Raw genomic sequence first — 22,060 nt, 5'->3', positions numbered from 1 at the left:
ACGACGAAGGAAGACCCGTTGACCTCTGATTTCGACCCGCTCGACGGTCTGTCGTCCGGGGAGGACCTCAATCTAGCTGGTCGAGACGAGGCACTCCGCCGCCTGCGACGCCGGTCCTGGTTGATGGTGGGGTTTGGGTTCGTGTTCGTGGTGAGCCTGATCTCGGCGATCGGCTTCATCATTCGCCCGTCGTACGTGGCGATCGTGCCCGGCTCGGTTCGCGACACCGAGCCGTTGGTGAGCGTCGAAGGGGTTGCGACCTACCCCAGCGAGGGCGAGCTCGACTACACGACGGTTCGTCTGCGCCAGGACATGGACCTGTGGACGTACCTGTACGAGAAGTGGAAGGGCGACGGTGAGTTCATCGACGCCGACACCTACTTCGGAACGCTCACTCCCGACGAGAACCGCGAGATCAACCTGGAGCGGATGACCAGTGCCAAGGACACGGCGATCGCCGTGGCGCTCGATCAGCTCGGATTCGACACCATCTCCGATGCCGGGGTCGTGGTGGCGCAGGTCGTCGAGAACAGCCCGGCGGTCGGCCTGCTCGAGGTCGGCGACGTGTTGTCGAGCATCAACGGTGAGCCGATCACCAGCGACGTGCAGCTGGTCGAGCGTTTGAGCAAGTACCGGCCCGGCGATGTCGCCACGTTCGAGGTGACCCGTGGCGCCGAAGCGCCCCAGGAGATCTCGGTCACGCTCGGCGAGCGGCCCGACGACGGTGAAGCCGGATTCATTGGGATCTCACCGGCCACGCTGGCCGACATCAGTGACCCGCCGTTCGAGATCGACATCGATTCCGGGTCGGTCGGCGGGCCGTCGGCCGGGCTCGCGTTCACGCTCGCCATTCTCGAGGAACTCACGCCCGGTGAACTCACGGGGGGAGCGAAGGTCGCGATCACCGGCACCATTGGCATCGACGGCACGGTTGGTCCGATCGGCGGCATCGAGCAGAAGGCCGTCGCCGTGCGCGAGTCGGGAGCGGCCTACTTCATCGTCCCATCGAGCCAGCAGCCCGAAGAGCTCGAGGTGGTGCGGGAACGGGTCGGTGATGGTGTCGAGGTGATCGAGGTCGACAGTCTCGATGCGGCACTGGAGGCGCTCGGCCGTATCGGCGGCGATGTGCAGGCCGTCGAGGAGTTCGCCATGGCCCAGGGTTGATCCGGCTCGGCGAAGGGCGGTACGACGCGCTTGACCGTCTCGCCACGACGCGCATCGGGGTGCGTACGAATAGTGGCGAGAATGCCTCGGTGGACGAGGAGAGGCGCCCCGGCGTTCTACTATCTAAGGATGGCCCTCGACCCTGATCAGCAACTGGATCCGACCAAGATCGCGAGCCGGGAGTTCTCGTCGTCGTTTCGAGGGTACGACGCCGACGAAGTTCGGGCGTATCTCCGTCAGCTGTCCGACCAGCTCCGCGCCGAACAGTCGGCCCGCCCCGCCACCCAGCACGACGCCGCCCGTCTCGACGAGCTGTTGGCGGAACGCAAGGAGCTGCTGGCGAAGATCGATCGCCTCGAGGCCGATGTCGAGGCGGCGAAGGCCGACACCGCAGCGGCCGTCGAGCGAGCCGAAGCGGCCGAGGCGCTCTCCGACCCCACCACCTGGGACGAGTCGCGGATCGATGCACTCGTCGGCGCCGAAACGGCCCACGTGCTCGAGGCCGCACGGAGCGCCGCAGCGTCCATCCGGTCCCGCGCCGAGGCCGACGCCGATGCCCGGCTGAAGGTCGCCGAGGAACGCCAGCGCACCACCGAAGAGGAAATTGCCGAGACCCGGCGGATCACGGCCGAGGAGACGGCGAAGCTGGTGGCCGACGCCGAAGCCAAGGCGTCGGCGCTCGCAGCCGAGAGTGAGGCCGCAGCCGAGAAGCTGCTCAGCGACGCGACGGCCAATGCCGCCAGCTCCGACGAGGCAGCGATGGCGGCGGCGAACGCCCTGCGGGCCGAGGCCGCTGCCGAGGCAGATCGTCTGCGCAGCGAGGCCGAGGCGACGGCGGCCGAGATGCGCGCCGAGGCCGAAGCCGATGTCGACAACGCCCGGGATCGCGCTCGTGAGGAAACGCGTCTGATGCTGGCCGAGGCCCAGTCGGTACGAGAGAAGGTCCTCGCCGATCTGATCAAGAAGCGCCGGACCGGGCGGACCCAACTCGATCAGATCAAGGCCGCGCGCGACCGCATGGCTCGCTCGCTGGCCGTCGTGCGCCGCGAGCTCGACGAGGCGATCGACGAACTGGCTGCGTCGGTCCCCGAAGCGAAGGCCGCCATGGAAGAGGTCGGGCGGGCCGCCCAGTCGGCACCCGACGAGCGGGTCGTGCTCGATCTCGCCAGCGAACTCGATCGTCAGCGAGCACGCGAAGCCGCAGAGATCGACGCGGTTGGTGTGGTCGACGCCGTTGCCGAGCAACCGCCGGCTCCAGCCTCCAGCACACCCGAACCCGAGCCGGCAGTGGCCGACGCCTCCACCGATGTGCCGGCCGAGGAGGCTTCGAGCGAGTCCAAGCCGGCGACCACCAAGGTGTCCACCAAACCGGCGCCACCCGCTCCTCGCGAGACCGCTGCAGTGGCCGATGTAGCTGGCGACTCGGCGAAGCCGAATGATCGTGAGGCCAAGATCCCTGCGATCTTCGCCCACCTCCACGAGCAGGCCAACGCATCAGGCGAGACGGACGATCTCGGCGACGATGTCGTGATCGAGCTCGACGACGAGGACGACACCGAGGTGCCGCAGGTCTTCCTCGATCGTGACGTGGCCATGACCCGTTTCGGTCCGGCGCTTCGCCGCCAGCTCAAGCGAGCGTTGGCCGACGATCAGAGCGACGTGCTCGACCGAGTCCGCCAGGCCAAGAAGCAAATCACCATCGAGGATCTCCCACCGATCGAGCGTCAGGTGTTGGCTTTCCTCGATGCAGTGGCCGACAGTCTCCACGGCGCCGCTCGGGCCGGCGCTGCAGCGGCTGGTGACTCCGGCGGCTCAGGTGTCGATGACGCCGTCAGCGAGCTGATCGAGCGGTTGGCCACCTCCGTGGCAACGCCGCTCCGACACCGGGTCGAACGGTCGATCACCGGTGTCGACGGTGACAAGGAAGAGGTCCTCGAACCGATCCGGGCCAACTACCGTGACGCCCGCTCCAACGACGTGCCCCAGCTGGCCGACGACGCGCTGGCTGAAGCGTTTGCCATCGGTGTCTATTCGGCGCTTGCCGACAACACCAAGGTGGTATGGATCGCCGATCCCCGTCACCACCCCAGCCCGGATTGTCACGACAACACGCTCGCCGGGGCCGTCAAGAAACCGAGCGCTTTCCCGACCGGCCTGCGACTCCCACTCGGCGGTCCAGGCTGCCGGTGTCTCGTGGTGTCGGAGTCCATGGCAAAGGCGCAGCTCGTCACGACCTGATCGTGCCCCTGGCATCGGGTGGAACGGCGTGACGGGCTGGTCCGCGCCCTCAGGAGATGGGGCATCTGCTTGTCGGCCCCGCTCCCGTCTCGTCGGCCGGGTCCGGTAACCTCGGCGGGAATGCGCCCCATGATGAACCGCGATTCGTCCAGCCGATCGCCCCGCTTCCGTGTCCCGATGGTGATCGGTGTGGTGCTGTTGTTCACGCTGTTCCTTTCGGCCAGCGGCATCGCCCGGCTCTATACGGAGTGGCTGTGGTTCGACAACATCGGGTTGTCGTCGGTCTGGAACACGCTGATCCGGACCCAGGTGGTCCTTGCGTTCGTGTTCACCCTCACCTTCTTCGGGCTGCTCTGGGTGAACCTCTACCTGGCCGACCGGATGGCACCGCCGTTACGGCTCGGTGGCCCCGAAGAGGAGCTGATCGAGCGATATCACCAGCTCGTCGGTCCGCATGCCGGCAAGCTCCGGATCGCGATCGCGGCGTTCTTCGCGGGCTTCGCCGGACTGCAAACCGGTCGGCAGTGGGAAACCTGGGTGCTGTTCCGCAACGGTGGCGACTTCGGTTTCAAGGACCCCCTGTTCGACAAGGACGCCGGCTTCTACGTCTTCCGCCTCCCGTTCTGGACCTTCCTCATCGACTGGTTCTTCGCTGCACTGGTCTTCACCCTGATCCTCACCACGATCGCCCACTACATGAATGGCGGCATCCGGGCGGCGTCGGTGAACAATCGGGTCAGCCCGAACGTCAAGATGCACCTCTCGATCCTGCTGGCGATCCTTGCTGCGTTGCGGGCCGGGGCCTATTGGTTCGACCGGTTCGAACTCGTCACCGGGACCCGTGGGTTCTACACCGGGGCCCTGGCGACCGATGTCGAGATCCAGCTGCCGGCGCTCAACCTGTTGACCTTGGTGTCGCTGTCGCTGGGCGCGCTGATCATCTACAACATCCGACGCAAGGGGTTCGGCCTTCCCATCGCGGCCGTCGGCATCTGGATGGTCGTGCACATCGTTGCCGGCAGCATCTTCCCTTCGCTGTACCAGCGGCTCCAGGTCGAACCCCAGCTGTCGTCGCAGGAGGCGCCGTTCATCGACCGCAACCTGAAGGCCACTCGCTTCGCCTATGGCCTCGGGACGGAATCACTCACCCGTGAGACGTACGCGTACGAGAGTTCGATCTCCCCGGATGGTGTTTCCGCGTCGCAGGACGTCTTCGGTCGGGTGCAGGTGCTCGACCCCGTGCTGGCGGAGGAGACGGTGCGCAAGGACGAGGCGCAGCGAAAGGAATACACGTTCTCGAAGCCGCTCGACGTCGGCCGCTACGTGGTCGATGGTGAGTTGGAGCCGGTGGTGTTGTCGGCCCGCATGCTGAGCCTCAGCCAGGCCGATCAGGGTTGGGAGAACCAGCATCTGGCGTACACCCATGGCTATGCGGCGGCGATTGCGTCGTCGAACGAGACCGACGGCCGCGAGCTCGTGTACCTGATGCAGGGCATCGGGCCGAACCTGTCGATCGGCAACGGACTCGACACCGTCCTCGATCGGCCACAGGTGTACTTCTCCGAGGGACTTGGCGGGTTCGCCGTCGTCGGTGCACGGCGCGACGAGATCGACTATCCGGGCGGGAGCGGATCGAGCAATACCAGCTACCGCTACGACGGCAATGGTGGCGTTCCGATGGGGTCGTTCATGCGCCGCCTGGCGTTCTCGCTGCGCTTCCAGGATCTGAGCACGCTCATCTCCGGTGAGGTCACATCCGACTCGAAGGTGATCTTCAATCGCGACGTGGTCGAGCGAGCCCGGACGCTGGCGCCCTTCCTGGAGTTCGACAGTGATCCATACCCGATCGTTGCCGAGGGCCGCATCCAATGGGTGATCGACGCCTACACGACGACCAGCCGCTTCCCCTACTCACAGTCGAATCGGGTCACCTCACTCAGCGGCGGTGACGACCTTTCGTCACGTGGCATCAACTACATCCGGAACTCGGTGAAGGTCGTGGTCGATGGCTTCGACGGCGACGTGATGTTCTACGTCGTCGATGACGCCGATCCGATGATCGAGGCGTATGCGAAGGCGTTCCCGAGCCTGTTGACACCGGTCGATGAGGCCCCGGTCGAGGTGCGCGACCACTTCCGTTATCCGATCGACCTGTTCAAGGTGCAGACCGAGATGCTGGGCACCTACCACGTCGAGGACCCGGTCCAATTCCTCCAAGACGACTTGTCGTGGCGGGTGGCCAGTGAGCCGCTTCGTCAGGCCGAGGCCGGGACCACCACGACTGCGCAGGGGCTGATGGAGCCGCAGTATCGGCTGACATCGCTGCCTGGTGGCGAAGACATCGAGTACGTCGTGCAGCGCGCGTTCGTCCCGAGTTCGGGCGCCGAGGAGAGCTCGAACCGACCGGAGCTGACGGGTGTGCTGGTCGGCCGCTCCGACGGAGCGAACGCCGGCAAGCTCGTGCTCTACGAGCTGCCGCCCAACACCGTTGCGGCGCCCGACCTGGTCGACACCGACATTCGCAAGTATCCGCCTGTCTCGGAGTACATCACGCCGCTCGACCTCCAGGGGTCGAAGGTGCAGTGGGGCGAGATGCAGCTCGTCATGGTCGAGAACACGATCGTGTACATCCGGCCCCTGTACGTCGCCGGCGCCGGCGGTACGAACAACGTGCCCGAACTGGCACAGATCGTGGCCGTGAGCGGTGATCGCATCGGGATGTCGCCAACCCTGTCCGGAGCCTTGGCCAAGGTCACCTCGGGGGCGGCGACGCCGTCGACCGACACCTCCAGCGACACCGACACCTCGTCGGGGGGCGTCGTCGACGCTCCGACCGACCTCGATGGGTTGAGCGCCGCCGAACTCCTCGGCCTGGCAGGGGAATTCCTCGACTCGGCCGACCGTTTACAGAGCGAGGATCCGGCAGCAGCCGAGGAGCTCCGGGTACGAGCACAACAAGCACTGGACAAGCTGGGCGAGATCCTCGGAATCGAACCCGCAGTCCCCACCTCCGAATCGGGCACCGCCTGATCGAGCGGGACTGCGCATCCCATCGGCATCAACCGAAAGCGTGCCACCACCATGATCTTCAGAATGAACCGCCCGACGACCGTCCCCGCTCCCGAGGATTGCCTGCCCGGCCGTAGCGTCGAGATGCGCGTGCCGGCCCGTCACTTCGTGCTCGATGCCCCCGTGGCCGGCCCGTACCCCGACGGTCTCGAGACCGTGGTGTTCGGCATGGGCTGCTTCTGGGGGGCCGAGCGCTTCTTCTGGCAGACGCCCGGCGTCTACACGACGGCCGTCGGCTACGCGGGCGGCACGACGCCGAACCCGACCTACGAAGAGACCTGCACCGGGATGACCGGTCACACCGAGGCGGTGCTCGTGGTGTTCGATCCGGCCAAGGTCGATCTCGATGCGTTGTTCAAGATCTTCTGGGAGAACCACGATCCGACTCAGCTCATGGGGCAGGGCAACGACATCGGGACCCAGTACCGGTCGGCGATCCTCACGAACTCCGACGAGCAGCTGGCCGCAGCGAAGGCGAGCCGCGAGGTCTACCAGCAGCAGCTGAGCGAAGGTGGCTTCGGTGAGATCACCACCGAGATCGCCCCGATCGGGCCGTTCTTCTTTGCCGAGGAGTACCACCAGCAGTACCTGGCCAAGAACCCGGGCGGTTACTGCAACCACGGGTTCTGCCAGCTCGCCTACGCCGGCGCCTCCAGCTGAGGTCGGCCATCTGCCGGGCTAGAAGTGGGCCCACATGAGGATGCGCTTGAAGGTGAAGAGGTAGGGATGTCGAATCCCTTCCTGTGAGATCAGCTGGTCTCGGTAGGCCTGACAGAACTGGTCGAAGCGTGTCGTTTCGCCGGGGATGTCAGGCCGTTCCGCGTCCTCGCTGTCAGCGGCCACCTCGGCTCGGTCGAGAGCGTCGAGCGCCAGGCGGAACGGGTTCAGCGTCGTGCTCTTCAGCCACTCGACGACGTCGGCGGTGCCCGGGAGTTCGTGGGTGAACACTCGCAGGGCCACGTACTGGTCGACAGCGCCGAGGCCGTGGAGGATCTGGGCATAGTGCTCGGGAGCGAGGACGGTGTCGGAGGGGAGCAGCGGCGGACCCTCGGGGAACCATTCGGGATGGTCCTCGGCCACTCGCGTCGCCAACCCGTAGGCGGGGTGATCCTGGTTGGTCGGGATCTGGATCGCGAGCTGGCCGCCGTGTTCGAGTGCCCAACGCCACTGGGCGATGACCTCGTGGTGATGGTCGACCCAGTGCAAGGCGGCGTTCGAGAAGATCAGCCCGGGAGGGTGGGGGAGCGGGTGGTCGCCGAACGAGGCGAGGTCGCCCTTCTCGAAGCGGAGATCGCTGCGTCCCTCAGCGAGTGGGCGGGCCTTGGCCAACATGGCGTCGCTGGAGTCGACGCCGATCACCTCCGTGGCGCCCAGGCGAGCGCCGAGTTCTGCGGTGAGCGTGCCCGGCCCACAACCGAGGTCGTAGATCACGCCGCCGTCGGCCAACGGTTGGCAGAGACCGACGAGCTCGTCGAACGGGAGACGCCGCTCGGCGGCGAAGCGGTCGTACTGCTCAGGCTTCCAGGCATCGGCGGTCATGGTTCGAGTGTGACATGCGCGGCCGTCCCGGTGGCAGTGAAAGTTTGGGGTGATCTAGCCTCGGTTCCCGACCCGTCCAGCCCTGGCTGCGGCGGTCCAGCCGATCGAAGGAGCCCGTCATGACCATCACCCCGCCATCTCCTGTTGGCTCGTCGGCGCCGGAGACGGTGCATCGTGGGGTCGACGATCTGCCATTCGTGAAGCTGCCCGACGGCACCGAGTTGCAGGTCGTTCAGGTCGACCTGGCCACCGGGATCTGGGTGCTGCGAACCAAGTTCCACCCGGGCACGACCCTGCAGCGCCATCGCCACACCGGCCAGGTGTACGCGTTCACCGAGACCGGTCACTGGTACTACCTCGAGTCGCCAACCGAGCAGAACAGTTCTGGGTCGTACCTGTTCGAGCCGGCCGGGTCGGTGCACACCCTGCACGTGCCAGAATCGAACACCGAGGTCACGCTCGTGTCGTTCGCCATCTGGGGAGCGAACCTCAACCTCGATGACGACGACAACGTGATCAGCGTGACCGATGCGCACTCGGTGCTGCACTCCTACCGCCGACTCTGCGAGGAACAGTACGGACTCGTCGATGCGCCGGTGATCGTGGTAGGTCTCTGACGCTCGGACTACCGGGTGACTGACGTCATTCTCGATGACGTTGCAGGTCACGAGGGTGGGCGCTATTCTTGATCTTCCACTCAGCGCGGGGTGGAGCAGCCAGGTAGCTCGTCGGGCTCATAACCCGAAGGTCGCAGGTTCAAATCCTGCCCCCGCCACTCCGTGAATCCCCAGGTCAGCGGCCTGGGGATTCTTCGCGTCTGGGGTGGCGTCTACCGGCGGTGTCTACCGGATGGCCTCGCAGCAGAGCTGTGACCAGGGTGTTCGCGAGGGTGAGCCGGTGGATGTCTACCGGCCTTCGGTCGAGGTGTCGTCGTCCGGGTGGCAGGCGGGGTGGTCACGGTTGGTGGTGAGGAGGGCGGCGAATCGGTTGGCGGCGTCGGCTCCCATGCCGGGCAGGACGTGTTGGTAGGTGGCCATGGTGAAGCCGGGGTTGGCGTGGCCGAGGCGTTCGGATACGACCTTGACGGGGACGCCGGCGGCGATGAGCAGGGTGGCGTGGGTGTGGCGCAGGTCGTGGAACCGGATCGCCGGCACGGCGAGTCGGGTCACTTGCCGGGCGAAGAGTTGGCTGATCGTCTCGGGGTGCAGTGGCCGGCCGGTCGGGTTGGTGAAGATCGGGTCTTCGAGCTCGACGGGATGACCGTCGGCTTTCTGCTGGCGCCGCCACCGGGCAAGGGTGGCTTCGGTGGCGAGGTCGAGGTCGATGCTTCGTCGGCTCGAGCGGGTCTTGACCGGCGTTTCGACGGAGCGCCCGCCGATGGACTTGCGGGTCCGGGCGATCGACAGCGTGTGGGTTGCGTCGTTCCAGTCGCTCCAGCGGAGCCCGGCGAGTTCGCCTCGCCGCATCCCGGTGGTGGCGGCGACGACGAACGCCGGGTGCAGGCGCAGGTGGCCGGTGGCGTCGAGGAACGTGGCGAGTTGGTGGGCGGTCCAGCAGTCGGGGCTGTGCCGTCGTCGGCCACGCGGTTTGGGGGCTCGTGCGCCGTGGGCAGGGTTGGTGGCGATGAGGCGGGCGTCGACGGCCTGGTTCAATGCCGCTCGGCAGATGACGTGGACGTCGTACACGGTCTTGGCGGCGAGGCCCTGCCGGCGTGATCCGCCGGTGGCGAGGAGATCGGTGTAGAGACGGTCGAGGTGTTCGGTGCGCAGTGACCGGAGCCGGAGGTGCCCGACGGCGGGGGTGATGTAGTGGTCGATCATCCAGCCGTAGCGGTGGGCGGTGCTCGGGTCGAGGTCATGGCGCCGGACCGGGAGCCACTGTTCGGTGAGGTAGCGGGCGACGGTGAGCGGGTCGGCACCGGTCGGGGTGTCGACCGCCGCGAGTTCGAGGTCGAGGTTGGCGGCGATGGCTTCGGCGTCGGCGCGGGAGTGGCCGGCGGGGTGCCAGCGGCGGTGTTCTCGGCCGGTGATCGGGTCGATGCCGTCGTAGGCGACGACGTAGAAGCGGGACTTGCGTTGCACGATGTAGGTCATCGCTACCCATCGGCCGGCGTGACGACTTCGGAGTTAACCCGAAGATCCTCGGAGTTGCAGCCGACGGCGGCACCTGGTCGGGGTCGGGGTCTTGTAACGCATCGGCGAGGTTCGCCGGACCGAGGGTGAGAGAGCTGGGCGCTGAGCGATCTGCGATCGGTTGCCACGTGGCGGCGGCCAACGCCGCGGAGCACGAAGGCAGGAGCAGCTCAGGGCGTGCTCATCGCGCCTGGTGGGCGTCGATGACCTGGCAGCGGTGGGGGTCGGTGCAGTCGGTGGGGTCGAGCGATTCGGCGACGTCTTGGAGGTCGAGGATTCTGGCTCGGGATTGTTGGAGTCGGGCGATTTGTTCGTCGATGTCGTCGAGGTGGCGGGCGAGGAGTTGGCGGGTGTGTTCGCAGGTGCCTCGGCCGGCGTCTTTGAGTTCGAGGATGGATTGCACTTCGGCGAGGGTGAGTCCGCTGGCTTGTGCCTCGCGGATGAAGTGCAGCCGTTCGAGGGCGTCGGTTCCGTAGTCGCGGTAGCCCGAGCTGGTCCGGTCGGGTGCTGGCATGAGGCCGATCGACTCGTAGTAGCGGACGGTCTTGGTGTTGACCCCGACGGTGTCGGCGAGTTCCCCGATCCTCATGATCCCGCCGTCCTCATTGGTGGCAGAGGGTGTCGATGACGGTGAGGAGGTGGTGGAGCTGGGTTGCTGTCACAGCGACGATGACGGATGCCGCCGCCATGGCGGCGATGTCGTAGCGGGCGGCCATCGCCGGTGGGTGGAGGAGCGCGGTGACTCGGGTGGGGACGTCGCCGCCGGTGGCTGCGAGCGCTGGTGCGGGGTCGGGGGTGGCTGCGAGGGCGGCGCGTGCGATGGCGGTGGCGACGGTGGTCCGGTCGCCGGTGGAGGTGGCGGCGTCTTCGTCGGCCCAACGCTCGAGCGCTGCACGGAGGCACCGGGTGAGGGGTCGCGTGATGGGGGTGTCGATGGTGGCGGCGAGGGCGAGGTAGCGGTCGTGGCGGTGGCGGAGGTGGGCTTGTTCATGCGCGAGGACGGCGCGTCGTTCGGCGGGGGAGAGAATGTCGAACATGGCGGTGGTGATGACGATCCCGCCGCGTTGGCCGGGTTGGGCGTAGGCGAGGGGGCGGTCGGAGGCGACGAGGTGGATGTGGTCTGCGTCGGTGCCGGCGTCGCGACGCCAGATCCGGGCGACGCTGACCATCCGGCCGGTCAACAGGGCGGTGGCGGCGAGCGAGCCGAGCCCGACGAGGGTGGGTGGGGGGTGGTGGACGCCGAGGGCGTCGTGACACCACTGCAGGGACTCGCCGAACCAGGGGTGGTGGGCGACGTAGGCGAGAGCTAGCGCGGCGGCGGTCGCCCAGGATGCGAGCAGGAGCGCGCCGATGGTGAGCGCCAGGAGACGAGCCGCAATCGCCGGTCGCAGCCGGCGCGAGAGCACGGGGACGGCTGCGGCTGCGGCGAAGGCCAACGCGAGCGGAACGAGCAGGCGGATCATGGTTGGTCGAGTTTGCCGAGGATCGTGCGCAGGTGCTGCTGGTCGTCGGTTGAGAGCGAGTCGACGAACCCGGCGAGGAGCGAGGGTCGGTCGGCGACTCCGGCGAGGGTGTCGTTGAGCCGTTGGGTGGCGAGCTCGGTTTCGGTGACGGCGGCCCGGTAGGCGTAGCCGCGTCCTTGGGCGATGCGTTCGGCGAGGTCCTTCTTCCAGAGGCGGGTGAGGACAGTCATCACGGTGGTGTAGGCGAGGTCGGTCGCCAGGGCGTTGGCGACTTCGGCCGGCGTGAGGGCGGTGTCGGCGGCCCACAAGATGGCGAGGACGTCGGCTTCGAGTTCGCCGTCACCGCGGCGTCGTGTCCGCTTGCCCATCACCGGCTGGCTCGGTCGTGTCGCATCGGGTTCGAGGGTACTGGTCATCGGCGCAGCACCTGGCGGCGGTGCTCGTACTCGGTTTCGTCGATGTCGCCTCGGGCGAAGCGTTCCCGCAGGATCTGTTCGGGATCCCGAGGCGGGGTGTCAAGGTTGTGCCGTACGGGTTGGTTTGCTGATCGGGCGACCGTGACGACACCCCAGATCACGAGTCCCCAGAACACCAGCATCGAGGCCGACATGGCCAGCCATGCCCATCCGTTCCAGTCTCCGTGCCACCACATCATTCCGGCACCTCCACTCGGTTCGTCCTCTCGGACTTGTTGTCTACGACACAGTGTCGTATGGCTTGATTGATCGGTCCAGGGTCTTGGGTCATGTGAGGTAGGCGAGGGTGGTCGCCATGCCTGCTTCGAGGTGGTAGGTGTTGTGGCAGTGCAGCATCCACTGACCGGGGTTGTCGGCGATCACATCGACGGCAGCCCGGCCCATGACCGGGACGAGGAGGGTGTCCTTGCGGGCAGCGCCGGGTGTGGCGAGGGCGAAGGTGTGACCGTGCAGATGCATGGGGTGGACCATCATGGTCTGGTTCGAGAACACGAGCCGGACCCGTTCACCGGCGTCGACGGTGAGCGGTTCGTGGTCACCGAAGGTGGCGCCGTTGATCGTCCACCGGTAGGCACCCATGTCCTGACCCAGTGCGACGTCGACCTGTCGGTCTGGTTCGCCGGTGGGGTAGGCGACCGACTCGGCGGCGACGGCGGCGGTCACGTCGAGCATGAGGCCGGAGTGCTCGGCCAGTGTCGACACCGGCTCGGGCGTGCCCGCGGTCGAACCGGTGGAGCGGAGCCAGGCCAGTCCGGCGCCGGTCTTGCCTTCGGCTGACGCCACGATCGGTGCGATCCCGTCGGCGACGGCGACGGTCACGTCGACGCGTTCACCCATCCCGAGCAGGATCGTGTCGACCTCGACCGGAGTGACGGGGAACCCGTCGAGGTGGGTGACGGTCAGGGTGTGCCCACCGATGCCAAACCGGTAGATCGTGTCGGACCCGGCGTTGATGATCCGGAGCCGGATCCGACCGCCCGGGCGGGTGCCGATGGTGATCGGATCGGACGGGGCCCGGCCGTTGATCAGGTGGAGCGGGTAGTCGACGTCGCCGAAGGCGTTCATCCCCATCATCCCGCCACCGTCGCTGTCGCTGTTGCCCATCATCCCGCCCATGCCGCCGTGACCCATCCCGCCCGCGGCTTGGAGGTCGGCGAGCACGGTGTCGGGTGAGGCGCCGTCGATGCCGTCGATCCAGTCGTCGAGGATCAGGATCTCCTCGGCGTCGTAGCCGCCGGGCTCATTCGGGTCTTCGACGATGATCGGCGCGTACATGCCTCGGTCGAGGTCGAGGCCCATGTGCGGGTGGAACCAGTAGGTGCCCGGGTCGGGGACGACGAACCGGTAGGTGAAGTCGCCGCCGGCGGGGATCGGGTCCTGGGTGAGGTGGGGGACGCCGTCCATGTCGTTGCGGATGGCGAGCCCGTGCCAGTGGATGACGGTGGGGTCGGTGAGCTGGTTGCGGAACCGGACCGTCAACTCATCCCCGGCACGGACCCGGATGACCGGGCCGGGCACACTGTCGCCATAGCCCGTGGTGTCGACCACGATCCCGCCCAGATCCACCGTGGCCGGTCCGGCGGTCAGGTCGACCGAGGTCGACCCGGCGCCGCGCCGTTGCGCCTCTCGGGCGGCGATCGCCGGATCGGTCGGCAACATCAACCGACCCGACGGCGCCGGGGCGGCAGTGGACGGGCTCGAGCTTCCGCTCGTGCACCCGGCCAGCCACACCCCGGCGACGACCGCGCCGCCGGTCGTCAGGAAGCGGCGCCGGTCCCAGGTCATCCGAGATCCAGTGCCTGCATCTCGGCGATCTCGGCGCTCTGAGCAGCGATGATCGCCTCGGCCAGGGTGCGGACGTCGGGGTCGGCTCCGTCGTCGATGACGGTTTGGGCCATGTCGATGGCGCCCTGGTGGTGTTCGATCATCATCTCGGCGAACAGCCGGTCGAACTCGGCGCCGCTGGCCGCTTCGAGGGCCGCCATGTCGTCATCGCTCATCATCCCCGACATGTCGTGGTCCATGCCCTCCATGTCGGCCGCCATTTCGTCGTGGCCCCACGTCTGGAGCCATCCCCGCATCATCTCGATCTCGGGGTCCTGCGCCCCCTGGATCCGGGATGCAAGGTCGAGGATCGCGGGGTTCTCGGTCCGGTCGGCAGCGAGGGCGGCCATGTCGATGGCCTGACTGTGGTGGGGGATCATGCCCTGGGCGAAGGTGACATCCGCGTCGTTGAACACCGCCTCAGCACCGGCGGACGTGTCCGCTGCGGACGTGGCGGTGTCGCTGCCGCCGCATGCCGCCAGGGTGAGCGATCCGGCGCCGAGCGCCACCATCACTGCGAACGTTCTGATCATCGAGTGCCTCCGGGAGAGACCCGCACGGTTGCGGATCCGCGAAATGTACGACGCGGTGTCGTAGAAGTCCGTGCAGGTCGATCCCGGATCGGTGTGAACTCAGTCACCACAATTCGACAGCCGCTCGGGTCGGAGGTCCAGGCGGCGGAGGAGCTGGGCGTTGGCGGCCACGATGATGGTCGAGAGGCTCATCGCTACCGCTGCGGCGGCCGGGGGGAGGGTGAGGCCGGCGAAGGCGAACACGCCGGCGGCGACGGGGATCGCGATGAGGTTGTAGGCGGTCGCCCACACCAGGTTCTGGATCATCTTCGAGTACGTCGCCCGTGAGAGATCGATGACGCCGATGACGCTCCGCGGGTCGCTCGAGGCGAGCACGACACCCGCGGACTCGATGGCGACGTCGGTCCCGGCACCGATCGCGATGCCGACATCGGCTCGGGCCAGGGCGGGGGCGTCGTTGACGCCGTCGCCAACCATGGCGACCTTCAAGCCACGGGACTGGAGTTCGGCGACCTTGGCGTCCTTGTCCTTCGGGAGGACGTCGGCGAAGACCTCGTCGATCCCGAGTTCGGTGGCGACCCCGTCGGCGACCTGGCGAGCGTCGCCGGTGATCAACACCACTTTGGCGCCGCGTTCGTGGAGGGCGTCGACGGCAGCGCGAGACTCCGGTCGAATCTCGTCAGCCAACGTGACCGCCCCAGCGATGTCGCCGTCCACGACGATCCACAAGACCGACCCGCCCCGCTCCCGCCAACCTGCGACCGTGTCGGACAGCCCGTCGGGCTCGTTGAGGTCGAGTTCGTCGAGGAGTGCCGGTCCGCCGACCTGCACGGCGCGGCCGTCGACGGTGGCTCGGACACCGCGCCCGGTCAGGGCCTCGAAGGCATCGGCCTCGGGAACAGCGTCGTCGTTCTTCTTGGCGGCGGTGACGATGGCGCGTGCGATCGGGTGTTCGCTGTCGGCCTCGGCCGCCCCAGCCAGGGCGAGGACCTCGTCGGCGTCCCAGCCGTCGGTGGCGGCGTGGTCGACCACGGCATGGTTGCCCTTGGTGAGGGTGCCAGTCTTGTCGAACAGGACGGCGTCGATGGTTCGCATCCGCTCGAGAGCGAGCCGGTTCTTCACCAGGATCCCGGCCTTCGCCGAGGTGGCGGTCGAGATCGAGATCACCAACGGAATCGCCAGCCCAAGGGCGTGAGGGCAGGCGATCACCAACACCGTCACGGTACGGATCACACCCTGCGCGCCGTCGCCCAGAGCCAGCCACACCGCCATCGTGACGACCGCCGAACCCGCAGCCAGATAGAACAAGGCAGCTGCGGCCCGATCCGCGAGGGCCTGGGCGCGGGAGTTGGAGGACTGGGCGTCGGAGACCATCCGTTGGATCCCAGCGAGGGCGGTGTCGTCGCCGACGGCGTCGATGCGAACCCGGACCGACGAATCGGTCGACACCGTCCCCGCCACGACCCGGTCGCCCTCACTGCGGCGGACCGGTCGGGACTCGCCGGTGATCATCGACTCGTCGAACGACGCCTTCCCCTCCGCGATGGTGCCGTCGGCAGGGACCCGGCCACCTGGGCGCACCAGCACGACATCGCCGATGCCGAGCGAGGCGATCGGTACCTCTTCGATGGTGTCGCCGTCGACCCGTTCGGCGGTGTCGGGCAACAACTCCGCGAGGGCGGCCAGGGCGCCCTGGGCCTGGCCGATCGCCTTCATCTCCTGCCAGTGGCCGAGGAGCATCACCGTGATCAGGGCGGCGAGCTCCCACCAGAAGTCGAGATCACCCCAACCGAGCGAGGACGCGAGCGACGAGACGTAGGCGACGGTGATCGCCAGCGCGATCAACAGCATCATCCCCGGCTGGCGGTTCCGGATCTCGACGACACCGCCCTTCAGGAACGGCTGGCCGCCCCACAGGTAGATGACGGTGCCGAGCACCGGGGCCACCCACGCAGCCCAACCGCCGTCGATCGAGTACCCGAACCATTCCTGGATCTGCGGTGAGAACACCAGCACCGGAACGGCCAGCAGCAGGTTCCACCAGAACAACCGGCGGAACATGTCCGGGTCGTGCCCGGCGTGCTTGTCATGACCGTCGTGGCCGCCGTGGTCGTCATGACCTTCGTGCGCCTGGTGGTCGTCGTGCGCTCCAGGGCCGGTGTGCGCGTCGGGGGGCGGTTGTGTGGTGTCGTGTGACCGTGCGGTGTCGTGTGGCTGTGCGGTGTCGGCTGGTTGGTGGTGGTCGGTGGTGGTCATCGGAGCCACGGGAGCGTGGTTCGTGTGGTGTCTGGTTCCGGTCTACACCTTCCACCCAACTGGAAGGTCAAGTGATCGGGTGGCCGGGCTCAGTTGCCCGTATCGCAGCTGCGGATCGAGGTGCCCTCGAACTCGGGGACCGGTCGGGCGGCAGCTTCTTCGGCGGTCTCGGCCGGACCGTTGGCATCGATGTCGGCGATCAGCCAGTCCATCTCGTCGATCTCCCTGCGCTGAGCCTCGATGATCCCGACAGCGAGCTCGCACACACGGACGTCGTCGAGTTCGGCGCGTTCGCTGGTCATGATCGCGATCGAGTGGTGAGGGATCATGGCGCGCATCCAGGAGGTGTCCTGCACGGTGGTCTGGCTGCGGACCAGCCACAGCGACCCGGCGAACAGGGCGACGGCGCCGATCCCGATGGCGATGTTGAGGCGCCTGTTCTTGTACATGGACAGCATGAACCCGAGCATGATCACCGCCATCGTGGCGCCCATCAGGATCGCCATGTAGGCGCGAGTCTCGCTCCACCGCACGTGATCCCAGGCGTAGGTGTTCAAGTACATGAGACCGAACATCACGACGGTCGACGTGGCGATCATCGCTGCGAACCGGCCGTAACTCATGTGCACACCACCACTTCCGCCACCGCCCTCGTCGTGCGTTGATTCGTCCGGGGCGTTGACGTCGGCCTCGGGCTCGAGCGTGTGGGTGTCGGCGGGGTGGGTGTCGATCACGGGTCTCCTCCTGCGTGGGTGCGTCCAGCTGGGGAGGTACCCCGTCGCGGTCGTTTACAAACGACACCGTGTAGGAGGAGGCGCGGTCAGGGCGATGCGGTCGCCTTGTAGACGTCGGTCCAGGACGCGCCGTCGTCGGTCGAGGTGGCGATGTTGCCGCCATGGGTGGTGACCCACCACGTGTCGCCCTCGACGTGGAGAGTCTCGACCTCGCCCGGTGCCGACCTATGGTCCGCCCACGGTCCCGCCGGGTCTGTGGCGGTGAAGATGGTTCCGTCTTCGGCTACCCCGACCAGCCTGCCGGAGCCGAGCCATTCGACCTCGATCATCGTCGGCGCGTCGCTCACCGCGTCCCACGACGCGGCGCCGTCGTCACTCACCGATAGTCGGCCGTCCCAGTCGGTCCCGACCAACCGGTCCGGGTCGCTCGGGTCGACGGCGAGGTCGCGTGCTTCGAGCTCGCCGAGCTGCTCCCATCTCCCATCGGCGTCGCGTCGCCAGATCCGGCCCGCGGTCTCGGCCGCGTAGAGCCGATCGGGGAGGGAGACGAGTGCGTGGAAGTCGGCCTCACCCAACAGGTCGATGACCTCCCAGGTCTGGCCGCCGTCACGGCTCTCGGTGAGACCGAAGAACGGCGGGTGATCTTCGACGTGATACTCCTCGAGCCGCAGATCCGGATGCCCGCTCACCAAGAGGGTGCCGTCGTCGAGAGTGGTCATCGCCATCAGATCGTGCCGTTCCGAGCCAAGCAACACCGCTCGATCGGTGGCCTCGATCCGCCACAGCCCGGTGTGGCTGGCGACCAGCACCATCCCGTCCGCGTCGATCGTGAGGTCATGCACGTGCACGAGATCCCCGGCACCGGCCACGACCTCGCCCGACTCCGAGGAACCGCAACCGGCGACAACCGCCGTCACTGCCAGCGCGGCGAGAAGGTTTCGCAGTCGAGAGTCGAAGCGGCCGATCCGTCGATCAGTGTGGGTTTCCATGTCGACCGCCACCGTAACTACGACAACGTGTCGTACACTACTCGGCGACCCCGCCGAAGGGGTCTGAGGCGGACAGCCTCCGAACCGACACCGATCGCGCCAACGCCCTCGACGAGGTCATCGTGAGACTCATCCGCCAACTCATCGCCACGACGATCGTCGCCATCGCGGCCCTCACCGTTCTCGCCACGGCCCCGGCCGGGGCGCACACCGGGTTCGAGTCCTCCGACCCCGCCGACGGCGCTACCGTCGATGGCCCACTCGACGCGATCTCCCTGGTGTTCACCGGACCGGCGGAACCGACCGGCACCGGGTTCGAGATCCTGGACGGCTCCGGCACGCTCCGCACACCGACTGACGCCTCCACGGCCGATGGATTGACCTGGGTGCTGCGCTTCGACCCGCCCCTCGATGGTGGTCAGGTCGGGGTCCGATGGATGGTGAAAGCCCCTGACGCCCACCCGATCGACGGCAGCTTCAGCTTCACAATCAACGCTGCGCCACCCGCGCCAACCACGACGGTTCGGCCCTCCGGCGTCGCAGAAGCCGTCGACGAGTCGGCCGCGGACGTCGACGGTGCCCAAGACGTGGTTGCGGCCGAAGCAGTTGAGTCGTCTGCGACAGAAGGGGCCGCCTCCACTGATCTCGACGCGTTCCTCGACACCGGCGAGCCGTCAGCGACGCCGGCCCGCGTCGGCGCAGTGGCACGTGCGATGACCTTGGCCGGGACCCTGCTCGGCGTCGGGGCGCTCGTGTTCGCCGCGCTTGTCCTGCACGGCGAACAACGCGACGTTCGCCACGTGCTGTTCTGGGTCCGTCGTGCCGGGCTCCTGGTCCTCGCCGGCGTGGTGGTCGAACTGGCCGCCCAGGTCGTCGTCGAAGCCGGCGGCGACTGGTCGGCGCTCACGTCCCCGACGGCGATCGGTGACGTGATGGGGTCTGTGTTCGGAGTCGCCGTCGGCCTCCGCCTGGCCGGAGGGCTGGCCATGGCCATCGGCCCGCGCTTCGATCTCGTCGCCGTCTCGTCCTCGGACCGCCCGGCGGTTCGGGACCTGGTCGGGGTCGGCGCCCAGCGAGTCCATGGAACCCTGCCACCCGAGCTCGACATTGGGCCGGCCGGTCACAGCGCCGGCGCGCCTCGGCACGCCGCAGGCGACCACGCCTGGCAACCCAGCACCTCGATGGTCGCCATCGTCGGGGCGGTCGCGGTCGTCGCTGCCCACCTTTTCGACGGGCACACCGTGGTCAAGGGACACCGGTTCTGGACCGGCCTGGTCGATGTCGTCCACGTGGCCGCAGGGGCGGTATGGGTCGGGGGAGTGGTCATGCTCGCCGCCGTGTTGTGGCGACGCCACCGACACGGCCGCCGCCTCCGGGCGCTCCACCTCGCGCTCCGGTTCTCGGTCGTCGCGACCATCGCCCTCGTCGCGGTCGCGGTCGCCGGACTCGCGCTCACCGTCATCGTGCTCGACGCGCCATCGGGCCTCTGGTCGACCCAGTGGGGCCGCACCCTCATGGTCAAGACGGTCCTGGTCGCGTTCGCCGCCGCCGGCGGCGCGTACAACCATCGGGTGCTCATCCCGGAACTGAGCGCCACGCCGGACGATCCGGAGCTGGTTGCCCGATTCCGGACCGTTGTCACCTTCGAAGCCGTTGCGCTGGCCGCCGTCGTTGCCGCCACTGCTGTGTTGACGGGAGCCACCTCATGAACCCCCGCCCCTTCTTCTCCGCCGCCGCTGTCGCCGTGATGCTGACGGTTGGTGTCACGGCATGCGGCTCGAGTGACGAGCCGACGACGGTGGCGCTCGACGACCCGGAGCTGGCGCTCGGTGCCGAGGTCTACCAACTGAGCTGCGCCTCGTGCCACGGCACCGACCTGCGAGGCACCGACAAGGGCCCGTCCCATCTGTCGATCGTGTACGAACCCAACCACCACCCCGACGAAGCGTTCCGTTCCGCCATCCTCAACGGCGCCCCCCAACACCACTGGCCCTTCGGCGACATGCCCCCGGTCGAGGGTCTCTCCGACGATGAGGTCGAGGCGGTCATCGCGTTCGTCCGCTCCGAACAGCAGCGCCTCGGCTTCGAGCAGTGATCAGGCTCCGCCTCGCCGAACTCAATCGCCGCCACATCGCCCTTGCCGGCGCCGCCGCACTCGTGGTGGTTGCGACAGCTGCCGCTGCCGTGGCGTTGTTGCCGGACCCGTCCGACGCGCTGCGCCGCGATCTCGAAGCGGAGTTCGACGGCGCCTACCCGGCCGAACCCGCCGGCGGTGGCGACGTGATCGACGTCGACCTGACCGCAGCCGAGACGACGGTCGCCCTGGTCGACGGCGTCGAAACCGACGTGTGGGCCTACAACGGCACCGTCCCCGGACCTGCACTGCGGATCGAGCTCGGCGACACGATCCGAGTCCACGTCCGCAACGATCTCGACGCCGCCACCACGATCCACTGGCACGGCATCCGGGTCCCCAACGACATGGACGGCGTCCCCGACGTCAACCAGCCTCGCATCGAACCCGGTGCAACCTTTGTCTACGAGTTCACGCCACCCGACGCCGGCACGTACTGGTATCACTCCCACACCGACGGCAGCCAACAACTCGTACGCGGCCTCTACGGCAGCATCGTCGTCGACGACCCCGGCGACGGCACCGACTACGGCGCCGACGAAGTCTGGATCCTCGACGACTGGCTCCTCGACGACACCGGCCAGATCGATCCGGCGTTCAACACCCCCGCCGATCGCACCCACAACGGCCGCTGGGGCAACCTGATCACCGTCAACGCCAGCACCACCACCGAGCTGAAGGTCGCTCCCGGAGCGCGAATCCGGCTCCGGCTCGTGAGCGCATCCAACGGCCGGGTCTACGTCCCCCACTTTGGTGACCTCGACGTCACGGTCGTCGCCGTCGATGGCCTCACCGTCGGCGACCACCCCGACCTGGCAACGCTCACACTGGCGCCAGGCAACCGGATCGACGTCGACATCACCACACCGACCGAGCCCGGCACTCACCAGGTCGTCGACACCTTCACCGGCGGCCCCCAGCCGCTCGCCACGATCGTCGTCGACGACACAACCGACGACCGGGCCGATGCTCTGTCGTTCGAACCGGCCACGAACCCGGCGGTCCCCGACTGGGACACCGCACTCGAAGCCCCGGTCGATCATGAACTCCTCTTCGAAACCCGCAACGAGGACGACGAGTGGATCTGGACCATCAACGGCGCCGCCTACCCCGACCACGAGCCCCTCGAGCTCACCGCGGGCGAGTTCACCAAGATCCGCCTCGTCAACCAGACCCACCCCATGCACCCCATCCACCTGCACGGCCAGTTCTTCAAGGTCCTGACGCGCAACGGCGAACCCGTCGACGAGCCCTACTTCCGCGACACCGTCCTGCTCGAGATGCTCGACGAAGTCGAGATCGGCCTCGTCCCCCTCGACGTCGGCGACTGGGTCCTGAACTGCCACATCCAGGAACACGGCGAAGCCGGAATGATGACCGTCATGCAGGTCGCACCCGACCGCTGACCGGCGGCGCCGTCGACCGAAGCTGCGCGAAGAACGTTCCGTCGGTCTACTCAAGCAAGATGAACTTGAAGAGAAGGCGTGCAGCCGTAGACTGTTCAAGTCA

At 67.6% G+C, this 22,060-nt stretch carries 19 protein-coding genes and 1 tRNA gene; 9 read left to right on the top strand and 11 right to left on the bottom strand.

What is annotated here, in order from left to right:
* The first annotated feature begins 18 nt into the window (after positions 1 to 18).
* The 4 genes from R2733_07135 (at position 19) to msrA (ending at position 7,131) form a co-directional block, all read left to right on the top strand.
* A complete protein-coding gene (locus R2733_07135; GenBank protein MEZ5376276.1) occupies positions 19 to 1,164 on the top strand; it encodes a S16 family serine protease in 1,146 nt (381 codons plus the stop codon).
* Positions 1,165 to 1,293: 129 nt separating this feature from the next.
* Entirely contained in the window at positions 1,294 to 3,402 is a 2,109-nt protein-coding gene (locus R2733_07130; protein ID MEZ5376275.1) for a DivIVA domain-containing protein, read from the top strand.
* 120 nt (positions 3,403 to 3,522) lie between these two features.
* A complete protein-coding gene (locus R2733_07125) occupies positions 3,523 to 6,432 on the top strand; it encodes a UPF0182 family protein (GenBank protein MEZ5376274.1) in 2,910 nt (969 codons plus the stop codon).
* 63 nt (positions 6,433 to 6,495) lie between these two features.
* Positions 6,496 to 7,131, top strand: coding sequence for a peptide-methionine (S)-S-oxide reductase MsrA (msrA, locus tag R2733_07120; protein MEZ5376273.1), 636 nt, complete (start codon positions 6,496 to 6,498; stop codon positions 7,129 to 7,131).
* An 18-nt stretch (positions 7,132 to 7,149) separates the two neighbouring features.
* On the opposite strand, the gene R2733_07115 is transcribed toward msrA, so the two are convergent.
* On the bottom strand, positions 7,150 to 8,010 hold the full coding sequence (locus R2733_07115) for a methyltransferase domain-containing protein (protein MEZ5376272.1): 861 nt from the start codon (positions 8,008 to 8,010) through the stop codon (positions 7,150 to 7,152).
* Between the two features lie 119 nt (positions 8,011 to 8,129).
* On the opposite strand from R2733_07115, the gene R2733_07110 reads away from it, so the two are divergent.
* Both R2733_07110 and R2733_07105 read left to right on the top strand, forming a co-directional pair.
* Complete coding sequence (locus R2733_07110; protein ID MEZ5376271.1) at positions 8,130 to 8,627, top strand: 2,4'-dihydroxyacetophenone dioxygenase family protein; 498 nt, start codon at positions 8,130 to 8,132, stop codon at positions 8,625 to 8,627.
* Between the two features lie 84 nt (positions 8,628 to 8,711).
* Positions 8,712 to 8,785 (top strand) — tRNA-Met (locus tag R2733_07105).
* A gap of 130 nt (positions 8,786 to 8,915) precedes the next feature.
* On the opposite strand, the gene R2733_07100 is transcribed toward R2733_07105, so the two are convergent.
* From R2733_07100 to R2733_07055, 10 genes are all read right to left on the bottom strand, one after another.
* Positions 8,916 to 10,103, bottom strand: coding sequence for a tyrosine-type recombinase/integrase (locus R2733_07100; GenBank protein MEZ5376270.1), 1,188 nt, complete (start codon positions 10,101 to 10,103; stop codon positions 8,916 to 8,918).
* Between the two features lie 220 nt (positions 10,104 to 10,323).
* The gene (locus R2733_07095) at positions 10,324 to 10,731 is read right to left on the bottom strand and encodes a heavy metal-responsive transcriptional regulator (protein ID MEZ5376269.1); all 408 of its coding nucleotides are present in this window, start codon (positions 10,729 to 10,731) and stop codon (positions 10,324 to 10,326) included.
* A gap of 13 nt (positions 10,732 to 10,744) precedes the next feature.
* Positions 10,745 to 11,605, bottom strand: a complete 861-nt coding sequence (locus R2733_07090) for a M56 family metallopeptidase (protein MEZ5376268.1) — start codon at positions 11,603 to 11,605, stop codon at positions 10,745 to 10,747.
* Positions 11,602 to 12,021, bottom strand: a complete 420-nt coding sequence (locus tag R2733_07085) for a BlaI/MecI/CopY family transcriptional regulator (protein ID MEZ5376267.1) — start codon at positions 12,019 to 12,021, stop codon at positions 11,602 to 11,604. The genes R2733_07090 and R2733_07085 overlap by 4 nt, the downstream gene beginning before the upstream one ends.
* On the bottom strand, positions 12,018 to 12,260 hold the full coding sequence (locus R2733_07080) for an SHOCT domain-containing protein (protein ID MEZ5376266.1): 243 nt from the start codon (positions 12,258 to 12,260) through the stop codon (positions 12,018 to 12,020). Before R2733_07080 ends, R2733_07085 begins: the two co-directional genes overlap by 4 nt.
* A gap of 88 nt (positions 12,261 to 12,348) precedes the next feature.
* Positions 12,349 to 13,866, bottom strand: a complete 1,518-nt coding sequence (locus tag R2733_07075; protein ID MEZ5376265.1) for a multicopper oxidase family protein — start codon at positions 13,864 to 13,866, stop codon at positions 12,349 to 12,351.
* Positions 13,863 to 14,438, bottom strand: coding sequence for a DUF305 domain-containing protein (locus tag R2733_07070; GenBank protein MEZ5376264.1), 576 nt, complete (start codon positions 14,436 to 14,438; stop codon positions 13,863 to 13,865). The genes R2733_07075 and R2733_07070 overlap by 4 nt, the downstream gene beginning before the upstream one ends.
* A gap of 99 nt (positions 14,439 to 14,537) precedes the next feature.
* Complete coding sequence (locus R2733_07065) at positions 14,538 to 16,694, bottom strand: copper-translocating P-type ATPase (GenBank protein ID MEZ5376263.1); 2,157 nt, start codon at positions 16,692 to 16,694, stop codon at positions 14,538 to 14,540.
* An 89-nt stretch (positions 16,695 to 16,783) separates the two neighbouring features.
* Positions 16,784 to 17,428, bottom strand: coding sequence for a DUF305 domain-containing protein (locus R2733_07060; protein MEZ5376262.1), 645 nt, complete (start codon positions 17,426 to 17,428; stop codon positions 16,784 to 16,786).
* Positions 17,429 to 17,514: 86 nt separating this feature from the next.
* Positions 17,515 to 18,417 carry a hypothetical protein gene (locus R2733_07055; protein ID MEZ5376261.1) on the bottom strand — a complete coding sequence of 301 codons (903 nt, stop codon included), beginning with the start codon at positions 18,415 to 18,417 and terminating at the stop codon, positions 17,515 to 17,517.
* A 122-nt stretch (positions 18,418 to 18,539) separates the two neighbouring features.
* Here R2733_07055 and R2733_07050 point away from each other — a divergent pair, with 122 nt between their 5' ends.
* Genes R2733_07050 through R2733_07040 form a run of 3 tightly spaced genes read left to right on the top strand, consistent with a single transcriptional unit; the run spans position 18,540 to position 21,957 of the window.
* The gene (locus R2733_07050) at positions 18,540 to 20,126 is read left to right on the top strand and encodes a CopD family protein (protein MEZ5376260.1); all 1,587 of its coding nucleotides are present in this window, start codon (positions 18,540 to 18,542) and stop codon (positions 20,124 to 20,126) included.
* The gene (locus tag R2733_07045) at positions 20,123 to 20,512 is read left to right on the top strand and encodes a c-type cytochrome (GenBank protein MEZ5376259.1); all 390 of its coding nucleotides are present in this window, start codon (positions 20,123 to 20,125) and stop codon (positions 20,510 to 20,512) included. The genes R2733_07050 and R2733_07045 overlap by 4 nt, the downstream gene beginning before the upstream one ends.
* On the top strand, positions 20,509 to 21,957 hold the full coding sequence (locus R2733_07040) for a multicopper oxidase family protein (protein ID MEZ5376258.1): 1,449 nt from the start codon (positions 20,509 to 20,511) through the stop codon (positions 21,955 to 21,957). Before R2733_07045 ends, R2733_07040 begins: the two co-directional genes overlap by 4 nt.
* The last annotated feature ends 103 nt before the right edge of the window (positions 21,958 to 22,060 follow it).

Source organism: Acidimicrobiales bacterium, from assembly GCA_041394265.1.
Classification (GTDB): Bacteria; Actinomycetota; Acidimicrobiia; order Acidimicrobiales; family SZUA-35; genus JBBQUN01.
Note: the sequence above shows the minus strand (reverse complement) of the source record. Positions and strands in the feature narration are given on the sequence as shown.